At 42.7% G+C, this 20,341-nt stretch carries 14 protein-coding genes; 9 read left to right on the top strand and 5 right to left on the bottom strand.

Translation table 11 applies throughout. From position 1 onward, the window contains the following. Positions 1-106 precede the first annotated feature (106 nt). From V7K15_RS04110 to V7K15_RS04100, 3 genes are all read left to right on the top strand, one after another. Positions 107-943: an alpha/beta fold hydrolase gene (locus tag V7K15_RS04110; RefSeq protein WP_334903308.1), complete on the top strand. Its 837-nt coding sequence runs from the start codon at positions 107-109 to the stop codon at positions 941-943. Between the two features lie 218 nt (positions 944-1,161). Next, positions 1,162-2,886 (top strand): serine/threonine-protein kinase, encoded by a 1,725-nt coding sequence (locus tag V7K15_RS04105; RefSeq protein WP_334903248.1) that lies wholly within the window; start codon positions 1,162-1,164, stop codon positions 2,884-2,886. A 94-nt stretch (positions 2,887-2,980) separates the two neighbouring features. Continuing rightward, on the top strand, positions 2,981-3,862 hold the full coding sequence (locus V7K15_RS04100; RefSeq protein WP_334903246.1) for an Rpn family recombination-promoting nuclease/putative transposase: 882 nt from the start codon (positions 2,981-2,983) through the stop codon (positions 3,860-3,862). Between the two features lie 381 nt (positions 3,863-4,243). On the opposite strand, the gene V7K15_RS04095 is transcribed toward V7K15_RS04100, so the two are convergent. Both V7K15_RS04095 and V7K15_RS04090 read right to left on the bottom strand, forming a co-directional pair. Next, positions 4,244-5,890: an ABC1 kinase family protein gene (locus tag V7K15_RS04095; RefSeq protein WP_334903244.1), complete on the bottom strand. Its 1,647-nt coding sequence runs from the start codon at positions 5,888-5,890 to the stop codon at positions 4,244-4,246. Positions 5,891-6,097: 207 nt separating this feature from the next. Then, positions 6,098-7,162 carry a mannose-1-phosphate guanylyltransferase gene (locus V7K15_RS04090; RefSeq protein WP_334903242.1) on the bottom strand — a complete coding sequence of 355 codons (1,065 nt, stop codon included), beginning with the start codon at positions 7,160-7,162 and terminating at the stop codon, positions 6,098-6,100. 116 nt (positions 7,163-7,278) lie between these two features. Here V7K15_RS04090 and V7K15_RS04085 point away from each other — a divergent pair, with 116 nt between their 5' ends. Together V7K15_RS04085 and V7K15_RS04080 are read left to right on the top strand one after the other, a co-directional pair. Then, positions 7,279-8,799, top strand: coding sequence for an LCP family protein (locus V7K15_RS04085; protein ID WP_334903240.1), 1,521 nt, complete (start codon positions 7,279-7,281; stop codon positions 8,797-8,799). An 85-nt stretch (positions 8,800-8,884) separates the two neighbouring features. Beyond that, on the top strand, positions 8,885-9,391 hold the full coding sequence (locus V7K15_RS04080) for a pentapeptide repeat-containing protein (RefSeq protein WP_334903239.1): 507 nt from the start codon (positions 8,885-8,887) through the stop codon (positions 9,389-9,391). 283 nt (positions 9,392-9,674) lie between these two features. Here the strand turns inward: V7K15_RS04080 and V7K15_RS04075 are convergent, their stop codons facing one another. Next, a complete protein-coding gene (locus V7K15_RS04075) occupies positions 9,675-12,692 on the bottom strand; it encodes a GAF domain-containing sensor histidine kinase (protein ID WP_334903237.1) in 3,018 nt (1,005 codons plus the stop codon). Between the two features lie 433 nt (positions 12,693-13,125). On the opposite strand from V7K15_RS04075, the gene murJ reads away from it, so the two are divergent. The 4 genes from murJ to V7K15_RS04055 all read left to right on the top strand — a co-directional run bounded on the left by murJ (position 13,126) and on the right by V7K15_RS04055 (position 16,855). Further along, positions 13,126-14,727: a murein biosynthesis integral membrane protein MurJ gene (gene murJ / locus V7K15_RS04070; protein ID WP_334903235.1), complete on the top strand. Its 1,602-nt coding sequence runs from the start codon at positions 13,126-13,128 to the stop codon at positions 14,725-14,727. A gap of 234 nt (positions 14,728-14,961) precedes the next feature. Then, on the top strand, positions 14,962-15,357 hold the full coding sequence (locus tag V7K15_RS04065) for a hypothetical protein (protein ID WP_334903233.1): 396 nt from the start codon (positions 14,962-14,964) through the stop codon (positions 15,355-15,357). A 159-nt stretch (positions 15,358-15,516) separates the two neighbouring features. Then, positions 15,517-16,029 (top strand): hypothetical protein, encoded by a 513-nt coding sequence (locus V7K15_RS04060; RefSeq protein WP_334903231.1) that lies wholly within the window; start codon positions 15,517-15,519, stop codon positions 16,027-16,029. 526 nt (positions 16,030-16,555) lie between these two features. Next, positions 16,556-16,855 (top strand): hypothetical protein, encoded by a 300-nt coding sequence (locus tag V7K15_RS04055; protein WP_334903229.1) that lies wholly within the window; start codon positions 16,556-16,558, stop codon positions 16,853-16,855. A gap of 19 nt (positions 16,856-16,874) precedes the next feature. On the opposite strand, the gene V7K15_RS04050 is transcribed toward V7K15_RS04055, so the two are convergent. Then, positions 16,875-19,601, bottom strand: a complete 2,727-nt coding sequence (locus tag V7K15_RS04050) for a DUF3769 domain-containing protein (protein WP_442949643.1) — start codon at positions 19,599-19,601, stop codon at positions 16,875-16,877. Between the two features lie 138 nt (positions 19,602-19,739). Then, complete coding sequence (locus V7K15_RS04045; protein ID WP_292796444.1) at positions 19,740-19,856, bottom strand: photosystem II reaction center protein I; 117 nt, start codon at positions 19,854-19,856, stop codon at positions 19,740-19,742. Positions 19,857-20,341 lie beyond the last annotated feature (485 nt).

The raw sequence follows: 20,341 nt of genomic DNA, 5'->3' as shown, positions 1-20,341 counted from the left end.
AGCATCCGGCTGGAATTTTAAGGCTTGGTTATAGCGGTCAAGTTCCATCTTTTTTCGCAGTAATATATAAACGCGAAACTATCTCTTCACTGGTCGATATGCAATGATGCCTGTACGTCAAACTTTATCAAAGCCTGATATCCAACTTTCTTACTTAGAATGGAACCAAGGTCAAGAACCTTTACTGCTATTACACGGCTTAGGTGATCATGCTCTAGTGTGGTCTAGTTTAGGAGATTACTTAGCGGCAGACTACCACATAGTTGCACCAGATATGCGCGGACATGGCCAAAGTAGTAAGCCTGAGAGAGATTATAGCTTTGAAAGTGCGATCGCAGACCTCGAAGCACTCATGGATGATCTTGGATGGACTTTTGCCCATATTGTCAGTCACTCGTGGACAGGCAAATTAGCCGCCATCTGGGCAAGGCAAAACCCAAAGCGTTTGCGGAGTATAATTCTGGTCGATCCGATTTTCATTTGGAAAATGCCCAGCCTTTTCAGGGTAACTTTTCCGATGTTGTATCGCTTCTTGCCTTTTCTCAAAAGCATGGGACCCTTTGCCAGTTATGAACAAGCTGAACAACAAGCACGGCAGTTAAAGCAATATCAAGGATGGAGTTCCTTACAGCAACAAGTTTTCCAAGCAGGAATAGAACAAAAACTCAATGGTAGTTGGGGCAGCAAATTTACTATCGCCGCCCGCGACGGGATTTTTGAGGAAGTCATGCAAGTGCCTGGTTTTACAATTCCCCTTGACACCCCTGCCCTCTTTGTCCAACCAGAACAAGGTCTAAATCGCCAAGATTGGCAAATCCAACCCTACAAAACCTATCTTAAAAACCTACGCATCTGTCAAGTTCCTGGCAATCATTGGCCGTTTTTGACACAACCAGACGCATTTAACCAAACTGTAGCAGCTTTCTTAGCAGAACATAGATAGAAAATCTGATTATTATTAGACGGGATTATCATACAGCAACAGAAGAATTAATAGGAGCATTGGGCATTGGGCACTTGTACTGAGCGTTGCCGTTGGCGCAGCCTCTCGTAGAGAAGTATTGGGCATTGGTTATTTCCCCATCTCCCTCATCTCCCCATTCCCCATTACCCCTTATCCCCAGAGGGGGCCCCACCTTCCCCACTCCCCACTCCCCACTCATGAGCCTTTGTATAAATCCCGTTTGCCCTAAACCAAATCACCCGAATAATCATCAAAACCGCTTTTGTCAAAGTTGTGGTTCCCATTTGGAATTGCTAGGGCGTTATCGGGTGACGTGCCTGTTGAGTGACAAAACAGGGTTTAGTAAAGTTTATGAAGCATACGAACAAGATACACCTAAAATCCTCAAGATACTCAAAGATGATCTATCAGGCGACGCCAAAGCAGTAGAACTATTTCAGCAAGAAGTAACTGTATTGGCACAACTCAGGCATCCCGGCATTCCCAAAGAAGATAGTTACTTCCAGTATCAAACCCGAAATGGTTTAGTGTTGCATTGCATTGCAATGGAAAAAATCGATGGCTACAACTTAGAAGAGTGGCTCAAGCAGCAGCAGAATTACCCGATTTCTCAAGAACAAGCGATCGCCTGGTTAAAACAATTAGTAGAAATTTTGGATTTAGTGCATAGCAAACAGTACCTACATCGAGATATTAAGCCATCTAATATCATGATTCGATCCCCCATTGGGAAGAGTTGGGGGGATTTGGTACTGATTGATTTTGGCACCGCCACCGAAATGCATAGAACCTACCCAGAGCAACTCAGGAATGGCGACGGGATGACAGCACTTATGTCATCTGGCTACAGCGCTCCAGAACAAATGAATGCTCAACCAGTGCCGCAATCAGATTTCTTTGCCTTGGGACGCACATTTGTATTTTTACTTACGGGATACCATCCCTTAGATATGTATGATATGCAGCACAATTTGTTGCACTGGCAAAATCATGCCATCCATATCTCACCCTTACTATTGAATTTAATTGATTGGCTAACACTACCGGATATAGAAAAGCGTCCTGCCAACGCTCAGGAAATTTTACAGTGTCTAGAAGAAATTGAAACTCAACTAATAGAAACTATTTCTACAAATACTAATTTAGTAGGCAATCTTAATACTGAGCAGTTGTCGCCGCCAATTACTAAAACTTTGTCGCCTCCAGATAAACAGCCAGAAGAAGTACGATTACTGGTATTTTTTGCAGTCCTGCTAGTGATATTAGGATTACTTAGTATAGTCGCTTTAGCAACGCGGACATCAAAATTTTCTTTGATGCCAAATTCCGAACAATCTTCAGATCACAAAGGTAGAATTGATTATTTTCCTTATAAAAAAGGTAGAGATAGTCAGGGCAGGGTAGCCGAATTTAATATAGCTGTTTTATCAGTAGAATATAAATGGCTTTTAGGTAGCAATTTTCAAATTAAATATAATGATGAAATTATTAGTCTAGACCTTTTAAAGTTGAACTTAGAACAAGAAGGTATACAGAAGATAATGGAAGATCCTAGTGAGATTATCTCTGTAGGCACAGTTTCTTGTAAGGGTAATATAGCAGTTCAAGAACGTATGGCTTTAGAACGTTCCAAACAAATACAACTTTTAGTGAAAAAATTATTTATTAATATACCAAATGTCAAAGGTTATCGTTTATTAAATTTGGGACAATTTCAACGCAGTGATTGTCAGGCAAATCAGGATTTAACTAAATATCAGAGAAGTATTATAATTATTGGGGTTAAAAAACAATCAGCAGGTTTAATTCTGGATGAGGCATTACGGGATAGGTTGGAAAAGAAACCTTTTGCTGATTTTAAGTTAGAAGATTACTCTTTGGGGACGGCTGAAAAGTTTAAGACGATACCAAGTAATTTATAAAATCTCTAGCAAAGTAGATCAGTGGATAGGCGTAGACCATCGTAAATATCTCCACTTTAGCCATAAACTACAACTATGCTCATCTACATCCTTTATGGCTAAAGCAGCAGACATTAGCACCAAACGATTAATCAGCCTCGCACCCGAAAATTGGCTAAAATGGGTAACACAAATTCCCGATATTGTATCGGGAGAAATTATCAACTCCGAATTTCAGTGGATTAGCCGTGAAAGCGATGTATTAGTCCGCGCCACCAGCCCCTTATATGGCAAATTTATCGTACTCAACGAGTTACAATTACGCTACAAACCTGAAATGCCCAAACGGATGCGGGCATACGCAGCACTGGCAGAAGAAAAGTACAATTTGCCTACTTATCCGGTACTAGTTAACATCCTTAAAGAAAATGATGTTGAAATTCCCACCAGCTATGAATCGCAATTTGCCGGTTTACAGGCGCGTCAAGACTACCGCGTTATCAACCTTTGGGAAGTCGATGTGGAAATCGCTTTTACTCAACCTGTTCCCTTCTTGCTTCCCTTTGTCCCAATTCTCAAGGGAGGTGCAGAAGAATCCACTGTGCAACGGGCATTGCAAATTCTCCGCGCCGATGAGCAATTGAACCAGTTAGAAACCGTCATGGCTTTTTTTGCTACCTTCGTATTAGACAGCGCTTTAGTTCAGCAAATCATGAGGTGGGATATGGCAGTGTTAAACGAATCTCCGTGGTATCAGCAAATTTTGAGAGAAGGCGAAGAACGAGGACGGCGAGAAGGACGACAAGAAGGACGACAAGAAGGACGACAAGAAGAGATACTGTCAGGTATTGAACTCGCTTTGGAGATAAAATTCGGTACCGAGGGATTGCAACTGATGCCAGAAATGTCTCAAATTTCCGATTTAGATAGATTAAAAGCAATTCAGCAGGGAATTAAGAGCGCGAATAGTCTAGATGAATTACGGCAAATCATCTGAGTAATGGAACTTCTTTGAGTTTGGCAAATTGTGAGGTGGTATATGTCAAGTCGCTTCGCTCCAATTAAAAATTAAAAATTATTAATTAAAAATTGCAATCAGTGTTAGCTCTGTACCCACCACTGATTGTAGACCACTGAAATCTTTGATTTCAGTGGGGGCAACCCCTACGGGGAATTAGAAATTTAAAATGTAAAATTAAAAATTGAAGATTTACTCCTTAATTTTTAATTTTTAATTCCTAATTTTTAATTGTTTTGTACTCCAAATTAATTAATTAAAAATTATTATTATTCTCAATTTTTAATTTTTAACTTTTAATTAAAAAAAGGTCAGTGTTTGAGAAATCTTTCTTTGATCAAGAAAGTTTCAAACAAGGTTTCACCGTAAACGTCCCGATCGCAATGTACTAATAATTAACCACAAACCCAATAAACTAGCGGCTGCAAACAAGATGCTGCTTAAGAAAGATAGCTGAGTTGTCTGCGCTCTGGTGGAAATAATTGCTGCACCCATAATCAGCGAACCCACTAAAATACTAAAAGATAGTCGGTTAGCTGCATCGTCCATAGTGCGCCGCACGCCATCTAAACCCCGCAAAGAAAGATTCCACTGTAAGGTTTCTGAGGTAACTCGGTCTAATAACAGTTCAATTTGGCGAGGAGATTGCAGAGACAGACTTTTAATATCTAAAGCTGTCCGTAATAGCGATCGCACTGGATTATCGCCCAATAATTGTCGGCTAAACAAGTCTGTAATTAATGGCTTGATTTCCTCAATCAGATTAATCTCCGGGTTGAATGTCCGCGCCACACCCTCTAAGTTTGCTATGGTTTTAGCATACAAACCCATGTTGCTAGGTAAACGAATTTTATTATTACGAGCAATTTGCAAAACTTCGTAAATTATTTGACTGAAATTCATCTCAGTCAAGCTGACATTATAATACTTTCGTAGCATCCGGTCATAATCATTTTCCAGCCGCGACAAAATTACTGGTTGAGCAGAATCTGCTAGCTGTAAAGTTAACTGAGCGCACCTTTGAGCATCTAAATCAACGATCGCTAACAACATTTCTGTTAATATCTGCTGTGTGCGGGGATCAAGTCTTCCCACCATCCCACAGTCTAACAGGGCAACACGACCATCTTTGAGATAAAACAAGTTCCCCGGATGAGGATCAGCGTGAAAAAAGCCATCAAGATATAGTTGCTGAAAAAATACCCTAAATAACAAAGTAGTTATTTCTTTACGCTCTACAGCAGGGTCTTTACCATTGTTGTTGTTGTTCAAATCCGCAGAGAGGAACGGCACGCCATCCAGCCATTCCATCACCATTAATTTTTCTGTGGTCAATTCCCAGTTAATTTCCGCAACCACTATTTGTGTGGGATCAAACCAACGACTCTTAGATAAGTTCCGCCGCAATTGGTCTGTAAAACCCGCTTCTCGCGTAAAATCTAATTCAGCTTCTAGAGCTTTGGTAAATTCTTCAGCGATAGATTTGATTTCATAGGTTTGCCCAAACTCAGTACGCGCCACTAAATCGGCAATACCTTGAATTAAAGCAATATCTTGGGCAACAGTAATATCAATTCCCGGACGTTGCACTTTCAGAGCAACTTCCCGACCGTCTATTAATGTAGCTCGATGTGTCTGAGCAATTGATCCGGCTGCTACAGGAATAGGATTAATTTTGCTGAAGGTTTCTGCTAGTGAAAGTTTTAATTCTTTGCGGAGGACTATTTCTACCTCCGCCCAAGGAACTGCTGGGACTTCATCTTGCAGGGTTGACAGTTCATCAATGTAGGCGGCGGTGAGTAAATCTGGACGGGTGGAGAGTAGCTGACCAAGTTTAACATAAACTGGCCCCAAGTCTACCAGGATATTTTTTAAAACCGCAGGTGTAGGTAGCTGCGGTTCATCAGCTTTGCCACCAGTAAGTAGCCTTCGCATATAGTCCCAGCCATTGCGAAGGAATACTTCAAGAATTTCTCGTTGACGGGGAACAGTTTGGGTGAGGAACATTTTGGGGAGTGGGGAGTGGGGGGAGTGGGGGGAGTGGGGGAGTAGGGGAAGCAGGGGGAGTGGGGGCAGCAGGGGGAGAAGAACTATTGATTATTGACCCATGCCCAATGCCCCATGCCCCATGCCCAATACCCAATGCTCTGCTTTTCGACAGTCAAGTTATAATGGAAAAATAGACTTTTTAGCCTCTGCCAAGGGTTTTAACTTTTATAGCAGGTCGGTGAATCGGGAATCGCTTTGGAGAATTTTGAGGATCTGCTTAATTTCCTGGGTACGTTCTTTTTTAACAACGAGGGTGACATTGCGATCGCGCACAATCACCACGTCCTCTAAACCAATAGTAACAACTACATCTTCTGGATTTGAGGCATAAATAATCGCCCCCTGCGTATCCAACCCTATGTGGGTAGCGAGTTCTACATTGGGAGTCTCCTCTGTCTTCAGTAAGCGTTCGATCGCATTCCAATCTCCTAAATCATCCCAACCAAAATCAACTGGCAAAACGTATGCTAAATTTGTCTTTTCCATTAGCGCATAGTCTATACTCTTCTTAGGCAACTGGGGATAGATATCAGACCCATGTTCTTCTAAAGGTTCGATAATTTCTGGAGCATGGGTATGTAGTTCTTTGAGAACAACCCCTGCCCGAAAAACGAACATCCCACTATTCCAGCTAAAGCATCCCGTAGATAAAAAAGTCTCTGCCGTTTCCCGGTTGGGCTTTTCAGTAAAACGGTTGACGTGATAAGCTGGCAACTCATTAAAGCTACCTATTTTTTCACCTTGTTCAATGTAGCCATAACCTGTTGATGGAAAAGTAGGTTTGATCCCCAGTGTAACGATCGCTGCTGTGCTTGCTGCCAGTTGCGTAGCCGCGCTTAAAGCGTCTGCAAACGCCTTTTGGTCAGCAATCCAGTGGTCAGCAGGGAAAAAGCCAATCACAGCGTCTTCTCCATAGCGCTGTTTGATTTTTAAACTTGTCCAAGCAACGGCTGCGGCTGTGTCTCTTCCTTCCGACTCGATCAATAAGTTTTCAACTGGTAAATCAGGTAATTGTTGTCGTACCCCTTCAGCTATCTGACTAGAAGTGATAACCCACAAGGAATCCCAAGTGCCTCCGAGTGCTAACAAGCGATCGGCGGTTGCTTGTAATAAACTTCTAGAGCTACCATCAAGACTTAAAAATTGTTTTGGTCGGTCTTTGCGACTCAAAGGCCAAAAACGTTCACCTTTACCACCAGCAAGGATTACGGGGAACAATAAAGTATTCATGTTGTCATACACCCTTACCGAAGAACATTACAAGTTTACAGTGAGCTTTTCCACTGGCAATATTTGTAGCTTCGATTAACATAACTTTTAGGGAGTGGTTGAGTGGGGAAATAATTGTGATAAAACAAATCGAATGGTCGGACAATCCGGTTACATCTCAACAAGTAGCAGAATTTGAAACTGAAGTGCGATCGCCGCAACTTCAACGGACGGAAAATCAAGTAACACCTGCACCAGTAGCTGACTCAGAGGAGGAGGAGGTAGAACTAAACCAGCCAGCGAATCCAAACCGTAGCGTCGTCGAATCAGTGGGCGCAATTCCCAATCAGCTTTACGAGAGACTGGGCTTGACCATGCCTCGATGGCTGTTGTGGATCACGACTATTGTCATCGGCATCATCTTATCTGGGTTACTGGTATCAACATTAGCACTTTGGACTCCCTTGTGGAGCAATCTAGATCGAACAGATGAAGATTTAGGAACTACTACTAAAGACGCGGTAAAAATACCACTGCCAGGGGAGTTATGGAGCAAACTCTCCCAGTACCAGATTTCACGACCGATGAATATTTTAATTATGGGGATTGAACCAGTTAGCGATACTGTTGATGGTTCACCAGAAAGCTTTGCTGGGAAAAGCGACACCATGCTGTTGGTACGGCTTAACCCGACTGAAAAATCTGTACGGGTGCTTTCGATTCCCAGAGATACGATGATCGCCATCCCAGAAAAGGGAGAAAAGGGATTAACTAAGGTATCAGATGCCAATGCCAAAGGCGGCCCAGTCTTAGCTGCACGGGTAGTTAGCCGTACCTTAAACAATGCCCCAATCGATCGCTACATCCGCATTTCTACTAGCGGCTTACGGCAGATAGTCGATCAGTTAGGCGGAGTAGAGGTCTTTGTTCCCAAATCAATGGAATATAAAGATTCCAGCAGTCGGCTGTCGATTAATTTAGTCAGTGGCTGGCAAACCCTCAACGGCGAACAAGCAGAAGAGTTTGTCCGATTCCGCGAACCCGGTTTAGGAGATTTGCCGAGAGTGCAGCGTCAGCAAGCACTAACAGCAGCATTGCTGCAACGCTTAAATAGTCCTACCCTCTTACCCAGGTTGCCTCAATTAACTCGTTTGATGCGAAAATACTTTGATACCAACCTGAAGATGGAAGAAATGATGGCGTTGGTCAACTTCGGACTCAACTTGGATCGGGATAATTTCCAGATGACCATGTTGCCTGGTACGTTTAGCCGTTTTAGCAAAGACCGTGATAGCTATTGGCTGAACATGACTGGACAACAGAGCCTGTTGAATGATTATGTTGGGGTAAATGTACCTGGTTTGAAGCCAGATATGCGCCGGGTTCCTAACCTCAAAATTGCTATTCAAAATGCTTCCAATCAACCTCAGCTAACTGAAAAAGTTATTGCTTATCTCAAACAAAAAGGCTTTACTAATATTTACAAAGTGCCTGATTGGCCAGATACCCAACGTCAAACTCAGATTGTTGTCCAAAAAGGCAACCGACGAGTTGGAGTTGATTTGCAAAAAGTCTTAGGCTTGGGTCAAATCGAGGTGTCGGCGATTGGTGATTTAGAATCTGATCTTACAATCCGCATTGGTAAAGATTGGAAATAGATAAGAGTCATTAGTCATTAGTCATTAGTCATTGGTTAAATGACAAAAGACTAATGACAAAGGACGACTGACAAATAATAAAGTTATGAAAAATATTTTACTGCGCTTTTTTGGTTTGATTGCGATTTTGATACTAGCATTTTTGTGGATAATACTTAATCCCAAACCGGCTTTTGCTCAACTAAACACAATCAACTACAACAATATAAATTTAGAAAATCGTGACTTTTCTCATGCTGATTTGGCAGGTGTGACTTTTGTCGCAGCAGAAATGCGGGGGGCGAATTTCCAAGGAGCGAATTTAAGCAATGCAATTCTGACTAAAGGAATTTTATTAAAAGCAAATCTGGAAGGTGCGAACTTGAGCGGCGCTTTGGTCGATCGCGTGACTATGGATAGTGCTAACCTGAAAAATGCCATTTTTACAGAAGCCACTTTGACGAGCAGCCGTTTTTACGATGCTGATATCACTGGTGCTGATTTTACCGACGCTTTGGTTGACCGTTATCAAGTGTCGCTGCTGTGTGAAAGGGCTGATGGGGTAAATCCGGTTACGGGTGTTACTACGCGAGATAGTTTGGGGTGTAAGTAAGTAAAGAATCTCAGCGTTGAGCATAAAAACAGAGATATTTTACTCAAAAAATGGAAAATCAAGCTTCTTTATTGGGCTATATATTAGACTCTGGTGAAAGCGTATCTTATTGTCGCTTCTGGTAAACAGTTATTAGATGAAGACGAAATAGAAAAAGAACTCGCTAGTCGGAGAGGTGGGCTACAGAGTGCAGTTGTGATGTTTTCAGGGAACAGAGAAAAAGTCTGTTTATCTTCGCTCCCCTACTTAATACTGAGTGAGAATTATCAAAGATCAGTCGCCTTTAATTACCACTAGGAATTTCAATCAAAAACTCTGTTCCTTCTCCTAGTTTAGAGGAACATTTAATCTGACCATGATGTTTTTCAACTATTATTTGATAACTGATAGATAATCCTAACCCTGTACCTTTACCTATTGCTTTTGTGGTGAAGAAAGGGTCAAAAATGTGCGATCGCACCTCTTCTGGAATCCCCAGACCATTATCAGCTATTCTAATTACAATCTGATTATTAACAGCTTGCGTACTAATCCAGATAGTTAAGGGTATTTTCGGACACCTTTGTGACAACTTAAAATACTTTTCCTGTATAGTTTTAAACTTTTCCTCCAAGGCATCGATACTGTTACTCAAAAGATTCATAAACACTTGATTTAATTGCGCTGGATAACATTCGATCAAAGGTAAATTAGCATATTCTTTAACAATCTCAAGAACTGGGCGTTGATTATTATTTTTGAGCCGATGCCCTAAGATTAACAAAGTACTATCCAATCCTTCATGAATATCTACAGGCTTCAATTCAGCCTCATCTGTACGAGAAAAGTTACGCAGTGATAGGACAATTTCACAAATCCGCTCTGTTCCTACTTTCATTGATTCAAGAGTTTTGGGTAAATCTTCGATGAGAAACTCCAAATCAGTCTTGTCAATTTGTTGTTGGACAGTTGGCAATAGGGAGGAGTTTTGACGGTAAAGTTTCACTACATTTAGCAGTTCTTGAGCATATTCATTTAAATGGATGAGATTGCCAAAAATAAAACTGATAGGATTGTTGATTTCATGAGCGACTCCAGCAAGTAGTTGTCCTAAACCTGCCATTTTTTCACCCTGAATTAACCGAGTCTGAGTTTGTTTTAATTCTTGCAGAGCTTGAGTCAGTTCTGAGGTTTGACGTTTAGTTTGTTCGAGTAATTCCGCTTGCTGAATTGCAATTCCAAATTGCACCCCTACTTGAGCCAGTAAATTAATTTCTTCATTTTTCCAATAACGCGGTTGCGAATTTTGATAAGCAACTAATAATCCCCACAATTTTTCACCTTCCCGAATCGGAACAAAGGTTTCGTTGCGCGGAAGTTCGTTATCATCGTCTGTGTCCTCAAAAGTTTCTATAATCATTGGTTGGGCTTGTACAACAGGTTTCCAACCATCTTTAAAGGAATCTGCCACAAATTTACCGCTCCAATCTGAGTTGAAGCGGTAGATTGCAACTCGCTCGACTTCGAGCAACTCTCGCACAGCTTGAGTAGTGGTTCTAAAAATAGTTTTAATATCGAGTGACTGGCGGATTTTGTCAATGGTTGCAGCCAGCAGTTCTTGCCGTTCCATCGATTTCTCCCGTTCGGTGGCTTGTGCTAACTGGACAACCTGCATTTGAACTTGCTTTAAATAAGAATCCTGTTTTAATGCGACTCCCAATTGCTGGGCTATTTGACTGACAAATTCAATTTCAGAGGGTTGCCAGTCACGAGGAGCGTTACATTGGTGAATACACAGCAATCCCCAAAGTTCACCTTTTTTCAATAGAGGTGCGATCATATTTGCACGCACTTGAAATTTTTCTAGGATTTGGATATAGCAACCTGGAAAGTTTTCTTGATAAATGTCAGCGATCGCATTTACTCGACCTTGGGCGTAAAGGTGTGCAAAGTTTTCACCGAAGCAATAATCATAAACTTTTTCTGCGATTACCGAATTACACTCAGGTACAACATCCTCCGAAATAAATTCTCCTTCCCAATCTTTTTGAGGGTAAAAACGAAAGACTGTCACTCGGTCTGCTTGCAGCATTTGCCGGGCCTCGGTGACAGTAGTCTGGAAGATTGTATCTAAATCTAGAGACTCCCGAATTCGAGTAATCACGCTAGTTAATGTCTTTTGTTGCTCTGCTTGGTACTGAGCGTGTGCCAACAACTTATGGTGTCGCAGTGCCACACCAATTTGTGTACCAATTTTGGTCAGTGATTCGACTTCATAAGATTGCCACTGTCTGGGTGAGGCATTTTGGTAGGCAGCGATCACTCCCCAAAGTTGATCTCCTTGGAGAATGGGGGCAGTTGCAAAGGCTTTTGCCTGGAATTGCTCCAACAGGGTTACATGGCACTTTGTTAATCCGGCTTGATAAATGTCATTGACTATAAATGTCTGGTTTTTAACGTAACGTCCGCCTTGCGTCTGTTGCAAATAAGTATCAGCGATCGCTGGCTGAACGCCAACTAAGGGAGTCCAGCCTTCCGCAATTGATTCAGCAACAAAGTTACCACTCCAATCTGGATTGAAGCTAAAGATGGCAACTCGATCAGCTTGCAGCAGCTGGCGTATTTCTTGAGTTGTGGTTTTAAAAATGGTTTCAATATCAAGGGGTGAGCGAATTTCATCAACAATCTGAGCAATTACTTGGTCGCGTTGAGCCGCTTGAGCCAATTTTGCAGCTTGCAATTGGACTTCATGGAGATGCCTTGCTTGTTGAATCGCTACGGTAAGATGGTCAGCAATTTGACGAATAAACTCAATTTCCGATTCTTTCCAGTCACGAGGCTCACTACACTGATGAATGCAAAGCAATCCCCACAGTTCCTTATCCCGCGATAGAGGGACAATGAGATTAGCCTGTACCTGAAATTTACTCAAAATTGCCACATGACAATCACTCAGCCCCGCTTGGTAAATATCTGCTACTGCTTGCACTCTACCTTGTTGATAACTGGCAGCAAATTGTTTTCCAAAGCAGTGATCGTAAACTTTTAGTGCCAATGCCGAGTCCCAGCCAAGTGCAACATCCTCAGAAACAAATTTTCCTTCCCAATCTTTTTCCAGGTCAAACTGGAAGACTGCTACACGGTCAGCATTAAGCAACTGACGCACTTGGGTAACGGTGGTTTGAAAAATTGTCTCTAAGTCAAGAGACTCCCGAATTCGCACAATTACACTCGCCAGAGCCTTTTGTTGCTCTAGTTGCTCTTGAAGTTGAACGCTTGACAAAAGAAGTTGATTTTCTGTGAAATTTGAATTGGGTTCCATTGCTCTGGATTATGTCGTTTTTATATGATTAATGACTCCTCATCCCAAACTTCATGGAGTCAAAGGGGGTCAAAAATATGACAAACTGCAAATTTTTGCAGTTTTCAACTATTTCCCAGAAGATGGTTATTGTTATAGTTCCCCAATCTTTATCTATTTTCGTAATGGGTTAAAAAATAATTTTGGCTTGTATACAGCAGAAGACATGAATAATAAAAGGTTTGTAGTAAGCGCCTCTAGCCCTTACTACGAGCCAATTTAATTAATTTTACGTAGCGATCGCAGCAGTTTCGTTTTGAGCGTAGGCGTAGCTCGTCGCAGCCATCGCACTATAAACTAATGACTAATTTGTCAAAATTTACCTGACAGATTGCGGAATTTCAGGTTAAATGTTTTAAAGTATGCACTCTGCAAGAGTTGTCGGGTATTATTCGTGACACAACAAGACCAAAAACCCTCTCGTTCTTTCGCTGGAATTGCTGGCATTGTTGCCGCAGCCACATTAATTAGTAAAATCTTCGGTTTAGTGCGGCAGCAAGCGATCGCTGCCGCTTTTGGTGTTGGTGCTGCTGCCACTGCCTATAGTTATGCCTATATTATCCCTGGCTTTCTATTAATATTACTTGGTGGTGTAAATGGGCCATTACACAGTGCGATCGTCAGCGTTTTAGCCAAGCGGCGGCGAGAAGAAGCGGCTCCCCTAGTAGAAACCGTGACAACGCTGGTGGCTGGAGTGCTGTTGGTGGTGACAGTTGCTCAGATTTTATTTGCGGATGCGATCGTTGATTTCGTTGGTCAGGGTTTGGAGGCGACAACCAGAGCGATCGCCATTCAACAACTCCGCATTATGGCGCCGATGGCTTTATTTTCAGGTTTAATTGGCATTGGCTTTGGAACTCTCAATACAGCCAATCAATATTGGTTGCTCTCCATTAGTCCCTTATTATCTAGTATTACGGTTGTTGCTGGACTTGCTATCTTGGCTATGCAACTGGGCAAGGATATGATTAAGCCGGAGTACGCTTTAATCGGGGGAATGGTGTTAGCTTGGGGAACTTTGGCAGGAGCAATTCTCCAGTGGTTAGTGCAACTAATTGTCCAGTGGCGGTTAGGATTAGGCACATTACGCCTGCGGTTTGAGTTTAAATCCCCAGGCGTTCAAGAAGTAATTAAAATCATGACTCCGGCAACAGTTTCGTCTGGAATGATGCCAATTAATGTTGCCACTGACCTTTATTTTGCCAGTCCTATCCCTGGTGCTGCGGCAGGATTTAACTATGCGAATCTGTTAGTACAAACTCCCTTGGGGATTATTTCTAATATCATTTTACTGCCCCTATTACCAATATTTGCCAAACTTGCCGGCCCCGAAAATTGGCCAGAGCTAAAATCACGCATTCGCCAAGGACTGCTACTCACTGCCTTCACCATGCTACCGCTAGGGGCGCTGATGGTGGCGTTATCAGTACCCATTGTGCAGGTAGTATATGAGCGTGGTGCTTTCAAACCAGAAGCTACACAGCTAGTTTCATCCTTGTTAGTCGCTTATGGAATTGGGATGTTTGTCTATTTGGGACGTGATGTTTTGGTGCGGGTATTCTATGCTTTAGGCGATGGACAGACACCTTTTCGCATCAGTATTTATAACATCTTGCTCAACGCCTTACTAGATTGGTTTTTCGTTAAACCTTTTGGCGCTCCCGGTTTGGTGTTGGCAACAGTGGGTGTAAATTGCAGCTCAATGTTAATGCTGTTATGGTTGCTCGATCGCAAACTTAATGGTTTACCTTGGCGGGAGTGGAGTGTGCCGATTTTGGGTTTGGCTGCTGGTAGCGTTGTCGCTGGCGTAGCAAGCTATGGAACATTGGTTGCTTGTCAACAATTTTTAGGTAAAGAAGGTTTACTGATTCTGGTGTTGGAGTTGGGTATATCTGGCTTCGTGGGGATTGCGGTGTTTGCTGCGATCGCTTCATCGATGAAAATATCAGAGGTGAATACTTTTATATCTCGCCTACGTCAACGCTTAAAGAAATAACTGTTATAGGACTTATACCAAGTTGCCAAAGTTAGTCTTGTTTGGAATCAAGGCCGCTACTGGACTAACTTTTGAGCAAATAATACTATCTATCGTAACTTGGTATTACTTGGCAACGCAGGCGATACCTGCGGCAGGCTAGGCCAACGCTAATGGCAAAATGAGAAGAAATGTTTATCGAACTTACTAAGTTTCAAACAAAAGTTAACAGTCAGATAAAAGATATAAAACTCTATGGTCAATATCATCGAAAATCGAAAACAGCCATATTGCTTAATTCGGATTGGGGAAGAGGTTACTGAACAAGATACTCAGAATTATCTCGCTCGCTTTACACATTTGATCAATTATCAAGAGCGCATAGGTTTTGCTTTTCAAGACCTTAGTGGTAAACCTCGAAAATCAAAAGCTGGCGAAAAAATGGAAAGTGATTGGCTGCGTTTACACAAAAAAGAATTTGAGCAATATTGCTTGGGTATAGCTATGATTACTTCTCCTAGTTTGGAGTCTTTACTAAAACGAATAATTCTGAAAGGAGCCGGAAAGCGTTTATTTGGATGTGATTGCGAACTATTTTATAGTTTGGAGAAAGCAGAAAAATGGTTTATGACTCGTAGCCAAAGTATATGATGGCGTATGTTATTTGAATATTTCACTTGGTACACCCAACTGGGTGAATAATAATTCAGCCAGTTGGGTGAACCAGATGTGTGAGGTTACATTTTGTAAAAAAAGAGATTCTAGTACTAGAGAACATTGATTTTACTTAACTCTGGTGAGAAGAATTCTATGAAACTTACAAAATTAGCTACCTCTTTCCTTGCTGTTGCTTCAATCGTCTTTTCAGGCGGTATTGCATCTGCTCAAACAGCCGGTACAAACGGTAATTACATCGGTGCTGGAATTGCGGTTGGTGCAACCAGTGGCGGACAAGGAAACGATGAAGCACAAGTTGGTGGCAATATCCAAGGACGTTACGCCGTTCCCAAAACACCTCTTTCACTACGGGGTTCTGTGCTGTATGGTGGTGATGCTGCCGCAATTATGCCCATAGTGACTTACGATGCGCCTATCGCCAAAAATACTAATGTTTACTTCGGTGGTGGTTATTCTTTTGTAACTGACGAAGGTCAAAAAACCCCATTGGGCAATCAGAATGCACCTGTAGTCACCCTTGGGATTGAATCAGAAGTTAGCAACAATGTTATTGCCTATGGCGATACTAAATGGGGTATTGGCGCTTACAGAAATAGTGATGCTGATGCTCTGAGCTTCCAAGCCGGATTAGGCTATCGCTTCTAGTAATTACGAGCTAGAAAACAGCTTATTCATCAGCTAAAGCAATGATATTTGCCAGCCCTAGTATCGCGGTTCTCAATTGCATAGAATACAAACCATTCGTAGGGGCACAGCAATGCTTATAAGTGTCAACTTAAGAAAAAATCTGCTTTGAGAAGACGTTTTGCCCTCATCCCCTAACCCCGAATCCCAACTTAGGATTCGGGGAACTAGATAATTTGCTCCCCTCGACCAAAATTGGTCGAGGGGCTGGGGGTGAGGGTCAAACCTCGAAAGCTTGCCAAGCCTAACTTCTACGTTAAGTTGACACCAATGAGATTTTTCTGTGCCCCTACCATGTATTGCATCCAAACGAGAGCCGTAATAATAAATAATTCGTTTTGTCATATCTGAGTATCCATACTCAGATATGAGCCATTTTTTTAATCATTTTCATTTATGATTTTGATAAACAATTGTATTGGTTATTATCAGTAGTTTCTCTTAAAGTTAAATAACCAATTTTAAATATGCATAAAAGATATTACTCATGGAAAACATTAATCCCATTCCAGAAATAGTTGGTGAAACAACTGACGTGGAATCTTGGCTGATTCGAGCGGGGCTAAGATTTTCAGACTTAGGTAACGATACCGCCAGTATTGCAATCCGCAAGCAATGGCGAGAGTACCAAGCCGCAGTGCAAAGATGGTGTGCAACCCTACACCAACCACCGTCAAGTGTTCAACTAAGCGGCGACTATGCCAAGCTGAGAATACCTAGTGGTGCATCAACTTATTCCCAAGTTAGGGCGGTGAAGTTTCCCAGGCGTGAGAGTGATTACTTATGATCACTAATAACTAGTTTGACTAATTATCCTGTTGCACGCCGTTTACTACTGGCTTAACTTCCGAAAATGGATCAGTGCCGCCACCCCAGTTAAAATCACTAATTCGGATGCTAAAGCCGCCTAACTCCAGCACCGGATTGTAACGCAAGGTGATGCCATAGGTGCGACGGCTATATTCCAAAATGTAGTCGGTACTAGTTTGTATACCAGTATCCAAGTTAACAGATGTTTGGAAGCCTAAGCGAAAAGGGCCGTAGATTTGCTGTGATATCCCACCGCTCAACACTTGGTTATCAACGGAGCGATCAAACAAAAAGGGCGATAATCCGTTATTTAAGCCTTGGGAATAACTAATATTAAAGGCGGTATAGTCGAAAAAAGGTCGAGAAAAATGACCAATTTGACCTTGTAAGCCAATTGTAGCAGTTAAGATGCTTTGGTTATCACCATTGCTGTAATAACTGTTAGTACCTGTGATGGCAGCGATCGCTTGCAAGTAAGGAACTACAGGTTGAGCCGTGTATCGTAATCCCTCAGTGGGAGTGGGTGGTAATGGTTTTCCTTGCCACAGTAACAGCCCTTTACTAAGGGTAGCGCTGGCTTGTAAACGACCTAGTGAGATGCGATCGTTTTCGCGCTGCGGTTTTAGTAAGTCTTGGCGATCGGTGTTGGCATCGATATACTGAGCGCTTGCCTGATAGTTAAGGTTGATGCCACTTTTTCCTAGAGGAATCACAGGAGAGCTAATAATGCCGCCAAAACTGCTTTGGACAGTTTGAAAGCCAAGGCTACCATTGTAGAGGCGATCGCGGTAGTTATATTGCAGATTCAAGATATGAGGAAGGGAACTGCCTAATGTCTGGCGCAATCCCAAATTCACCCGCAAATTATCTTCCACTTTGTTCAAGTCAAAACTGGTTAATTCCCCAGTCCCCTCAACTACCGTCCGTGGACTCAAAACGGAATTTATCTTTGTCTTCACAGCAAATAGTGCGCCTAAGTCACCCGTACCTTCTTGCACAGCTTTCTGTACTAATAACTGCGGCGTGATCGTCCAGCGAGTCTGGTCTGTATTGATCACTGGAAAGCCACGCTCAACATACAAACCACCCCGCTTATCTCCATCATAGCCAGGGGAGACTATAGCAGGTGTAACCTCCCGCGGCCGGCGGTCAATAGTCTGCTCATCTACTGGAATTGGTAAGGAGAGTGTTTGATCAAATACCAAACGCTGTCGCTCTGTCTTGATGCGATCTACTAAGGGTGTCTCTCGCGTCAGAGTTACTTTATCTGCGCGTAATTCTAGTTCTGGCGGCGAAAAAGGATCATTAGTGATGCGGACATCGCTTGCTTGCCAGCCTTGCGGATAGAAGTTAATGTGTTCAGCTTCAAACCTGAGCCGATTCACTACACCCCCACTTTTCGGTGGTGGGATGTTGGTAGCATTTGCCTGACCACCAATTGTCAGATCAATTCCTCCAGGGCTGCTCACACCGGAAAGGGGCTGATTGGCTAGAATGCGATCGCTTGGTGGGCGTTTTGAGACTCCACCAGTAGTTACATTCGTGGGCGAGAAAGCAAAATCTGTTTGGGCTGAGGGTACGTAAATTTCTCCTCTACCATTTTCCAGTTCGCCACTATCTTGAACAAAGTTATAGGTAAAACGTTGTCCGTGTAGTATCTGATCGCCCCGCGTTAAAGTTATGTTGCCTTCCCCCGCAGCAATCAAGTTATCCAAATTCACTTGCAGGCGATCGGCATCCACCACCGCCCCATCAAATCGCACAACTACATTACCTACAGCTGTAACAATTCGCCGTTGCTCGTCATACTCTTGGCGATCGGAAGTGACTTCTACAGTTCTCGGTCTGGCTGGCGCGGTTGTTGCAGATGGTTGACTTTGTGGCTGATTAGTGCTATTTCGCTGTGGTACTTGACTTTGTTGCTGGGTTGGGGACTTGAATTCTACAATGATCGGCGTTGAGGGTTGGTTTGTCGCGCTGCGAGACTTGAATTTTATAAAATTTTGTACTGATTGAGAACTCGGTGCAAGATCAGCAGCAGATACAGAGATATTGTCTGCTTTTGGAGACTGTTGTGCAGTAATATCACTTTGCTGTTTTTGTTGGGTTAACTTCTCAGCTAAAATTTCCGCCTTCGACTCAACTAACTTGTCGCTGTTTGTGACACTTGGAGCAACGTCAAGCAAAGGCAGGTGAGCAGGGAGCAGGGAGAATGTAGGAAGTTTCTCCCCTATTGTTCCAATTTGGACTCCGTAGGGGTTTTGAGTCTCCCTGCTCTGATGGCGATTAGAGCCTAGAACTTCCTGCATGGGATAACCAACTACCACCGACTGCCCCAAAAGTGCAGCATTCCTAGAAGCGGTGATCGGGGAAAATTCTAGTGGTAAACTTTCTGGTGAATGAGGTATAGAGTGAGTTTTGACAACTACCAAGTCATCGGGAATTGATTTGATCGGAGTTGGCAATGGCGGATTACTCTTGGTGTCACCCGCAATTGCCAACTGAGCCAAATCCTTGGGCTGCTGGGATTTGTCTGTCTTTTCGTGTATTCCAGTTTCTACACCTGAAAGAAACTTTGTATGACTAAAAGATGAGGCAGGATTTACAGGTTGTAAAGATTCGAGGATAGGAGGCGGATTGGGCGGCAGAACTGGATGAAGCATATTTGAGCAAAATCGGGCTAACAAACAGCCAAATGACCGACGAAAGGATAAATAATACATTTTGCCTTCCGACTGTCGCCTTCTGCTACCTGGAGCAAGCCACTTGGAAGAGGAAACTTACCACTTTGAAAGTTTAGTAAGTTTCCGTGGCGTTTAGTATCTTCCGCCTTCCAAAGTCGCGGATGATTTATCGTCCTTTTACTCTGAGTCCCGACGGCCGGGGTTACGAGCAGGATCGTTCGACAAAAATCCGAAGACGAACAGAGCGGCGAAGAAGGCAACAACAATATAAACAGCGATTTTTAAAGTCAGCATAGAAATATCTCCAACGGGTAAGACAAAGAGAGCTTTTCTTTCAGGATCTGCCATGCAGAAAAGATAGCTCCTTTATATTACCCAAATCTCGTCCATTTTTTAGAGAACTCTGGGGATTGGGGATTGGCAGTGCCTATCTTACGGTTATTGATAATGGTGCAAGATGTCAGTTGTCTGACTTTTAGATGCCCTTAAAAAATAACTCAGAGACTATTTACTCTTCTGACGCTGACTAATGGCAAAGGTTTCTTAAAAAAAGGGAACAGCTTACAGAAGGATAGTTAAACCACGTCTATCTTGAAACCTGTAGTTCTTCGGTGATGAAAAGGATTTGCCCTCATCCCCCAACCCCGAACCCCAGATTTGGGGTTCGGGGAGCCAGAATTTCAAAGTCCCTCTCCCATATCTGGGAGAGGGATTTAGGGTGAGGGCAAAAACTACGGTTCTCAACTTAGATGAAGTTTAACTTTCCTTCTGTAAGCTGT

It is taken from the genome of Nostoc sp. (assembly GCF_036919815.1).
Lineage (GTDB): Bacteria > Cyanobacteriota > Cyanobacteriia > Cyanobacteriales > Nostocaceae > Nostoc.
The sequence above is the reverse complement of the archived record's forward strand: the minus strand, read 5'-3'. Positions and strand labels throughout refer to the sequence as shown.

Coding starts and splice junctions, on each gene's coding strand:
- V7K15_RS04110 (WP_334903308.1), top strand. CDS start 107: ATGCCTGTACGTCAAACTTTATCAAAGCCTGATATCCAACTTTCTTAC.
- V7K15_RS04105 (WP_334903248.1), top strand. CDS start 1,162: ATGAGCCTTTGTATAAATCCCGTTTGCCCTAAACCAAATCACCCGAAT.
- V7K15_RS04055 (WP_334903229.1), top strand. CDS start 16,556: ATGGAAAACATTAATCCCATTCCAGAAATAGTTGGTGAAACAACTGAC.
- V7K15_RS04045 (WP_292796444.1), bottom strand. CDS start 19,856: ATGCTGACTTTAAAAATCGCTGTTTATATTGTTGTTGCCTTCTTCGCC.
- V7K15_RS04060 (WP_334903231.1), top strand. CDS start 15,517: ATGAAACTTACAAAATTAGCTACCTCTTTCCTTGCTGTTGCTTCAATC.
- V7K15_RS04050 (WP_442949643.1), bottom strand. CDS start 19,601: ATGTATTATTTATCCTTTCGTCGGTCATTTGGCTGTTTGTTAGCCCGA.
- V7K15_RS04100 (WP_334903246.1), top strand. CDS start 2,981: ATGGCTAAAGCAGCAGACATTAGCACCAAACGATTAATCAGCCTCGCA.
- V7K15_RS04080 (WP_334903239.1), top strand. CDS start 8,885: ATGAAAAATATTTTACTGCGCTTTTTTGGTTTGATTGCGATTTTGATA.
- V7K15_RS04095 (WP_334903244.1), bottom strand. CDS start 5,890: ATGTTCCTCACCCAAACTGTTCCCCGTCAACGAGAAATTCTTGAAGTA.
- V7K15_RS04065 (WP_334903233.1), top strand. CDS start 14,962: ATGGTCAATATCATCGAAAATCGAAAACAGCCATATTGCTTAATTCGG.
- V7K15_RS04075 (WP_334903237.1), bottom strand. CDS start 12,692: ATGGAACCCAATTCAAATTTCACAGAAAATCAACTTCTTTTGTCAAGC.
- V7K15_RS04090 (WP_334903242.1), bottom strand. CDS start 7,162: ATGAATACTTTATTGTTCCCCGTAATCCTTGCTGGTGGTAAAGGTGAA.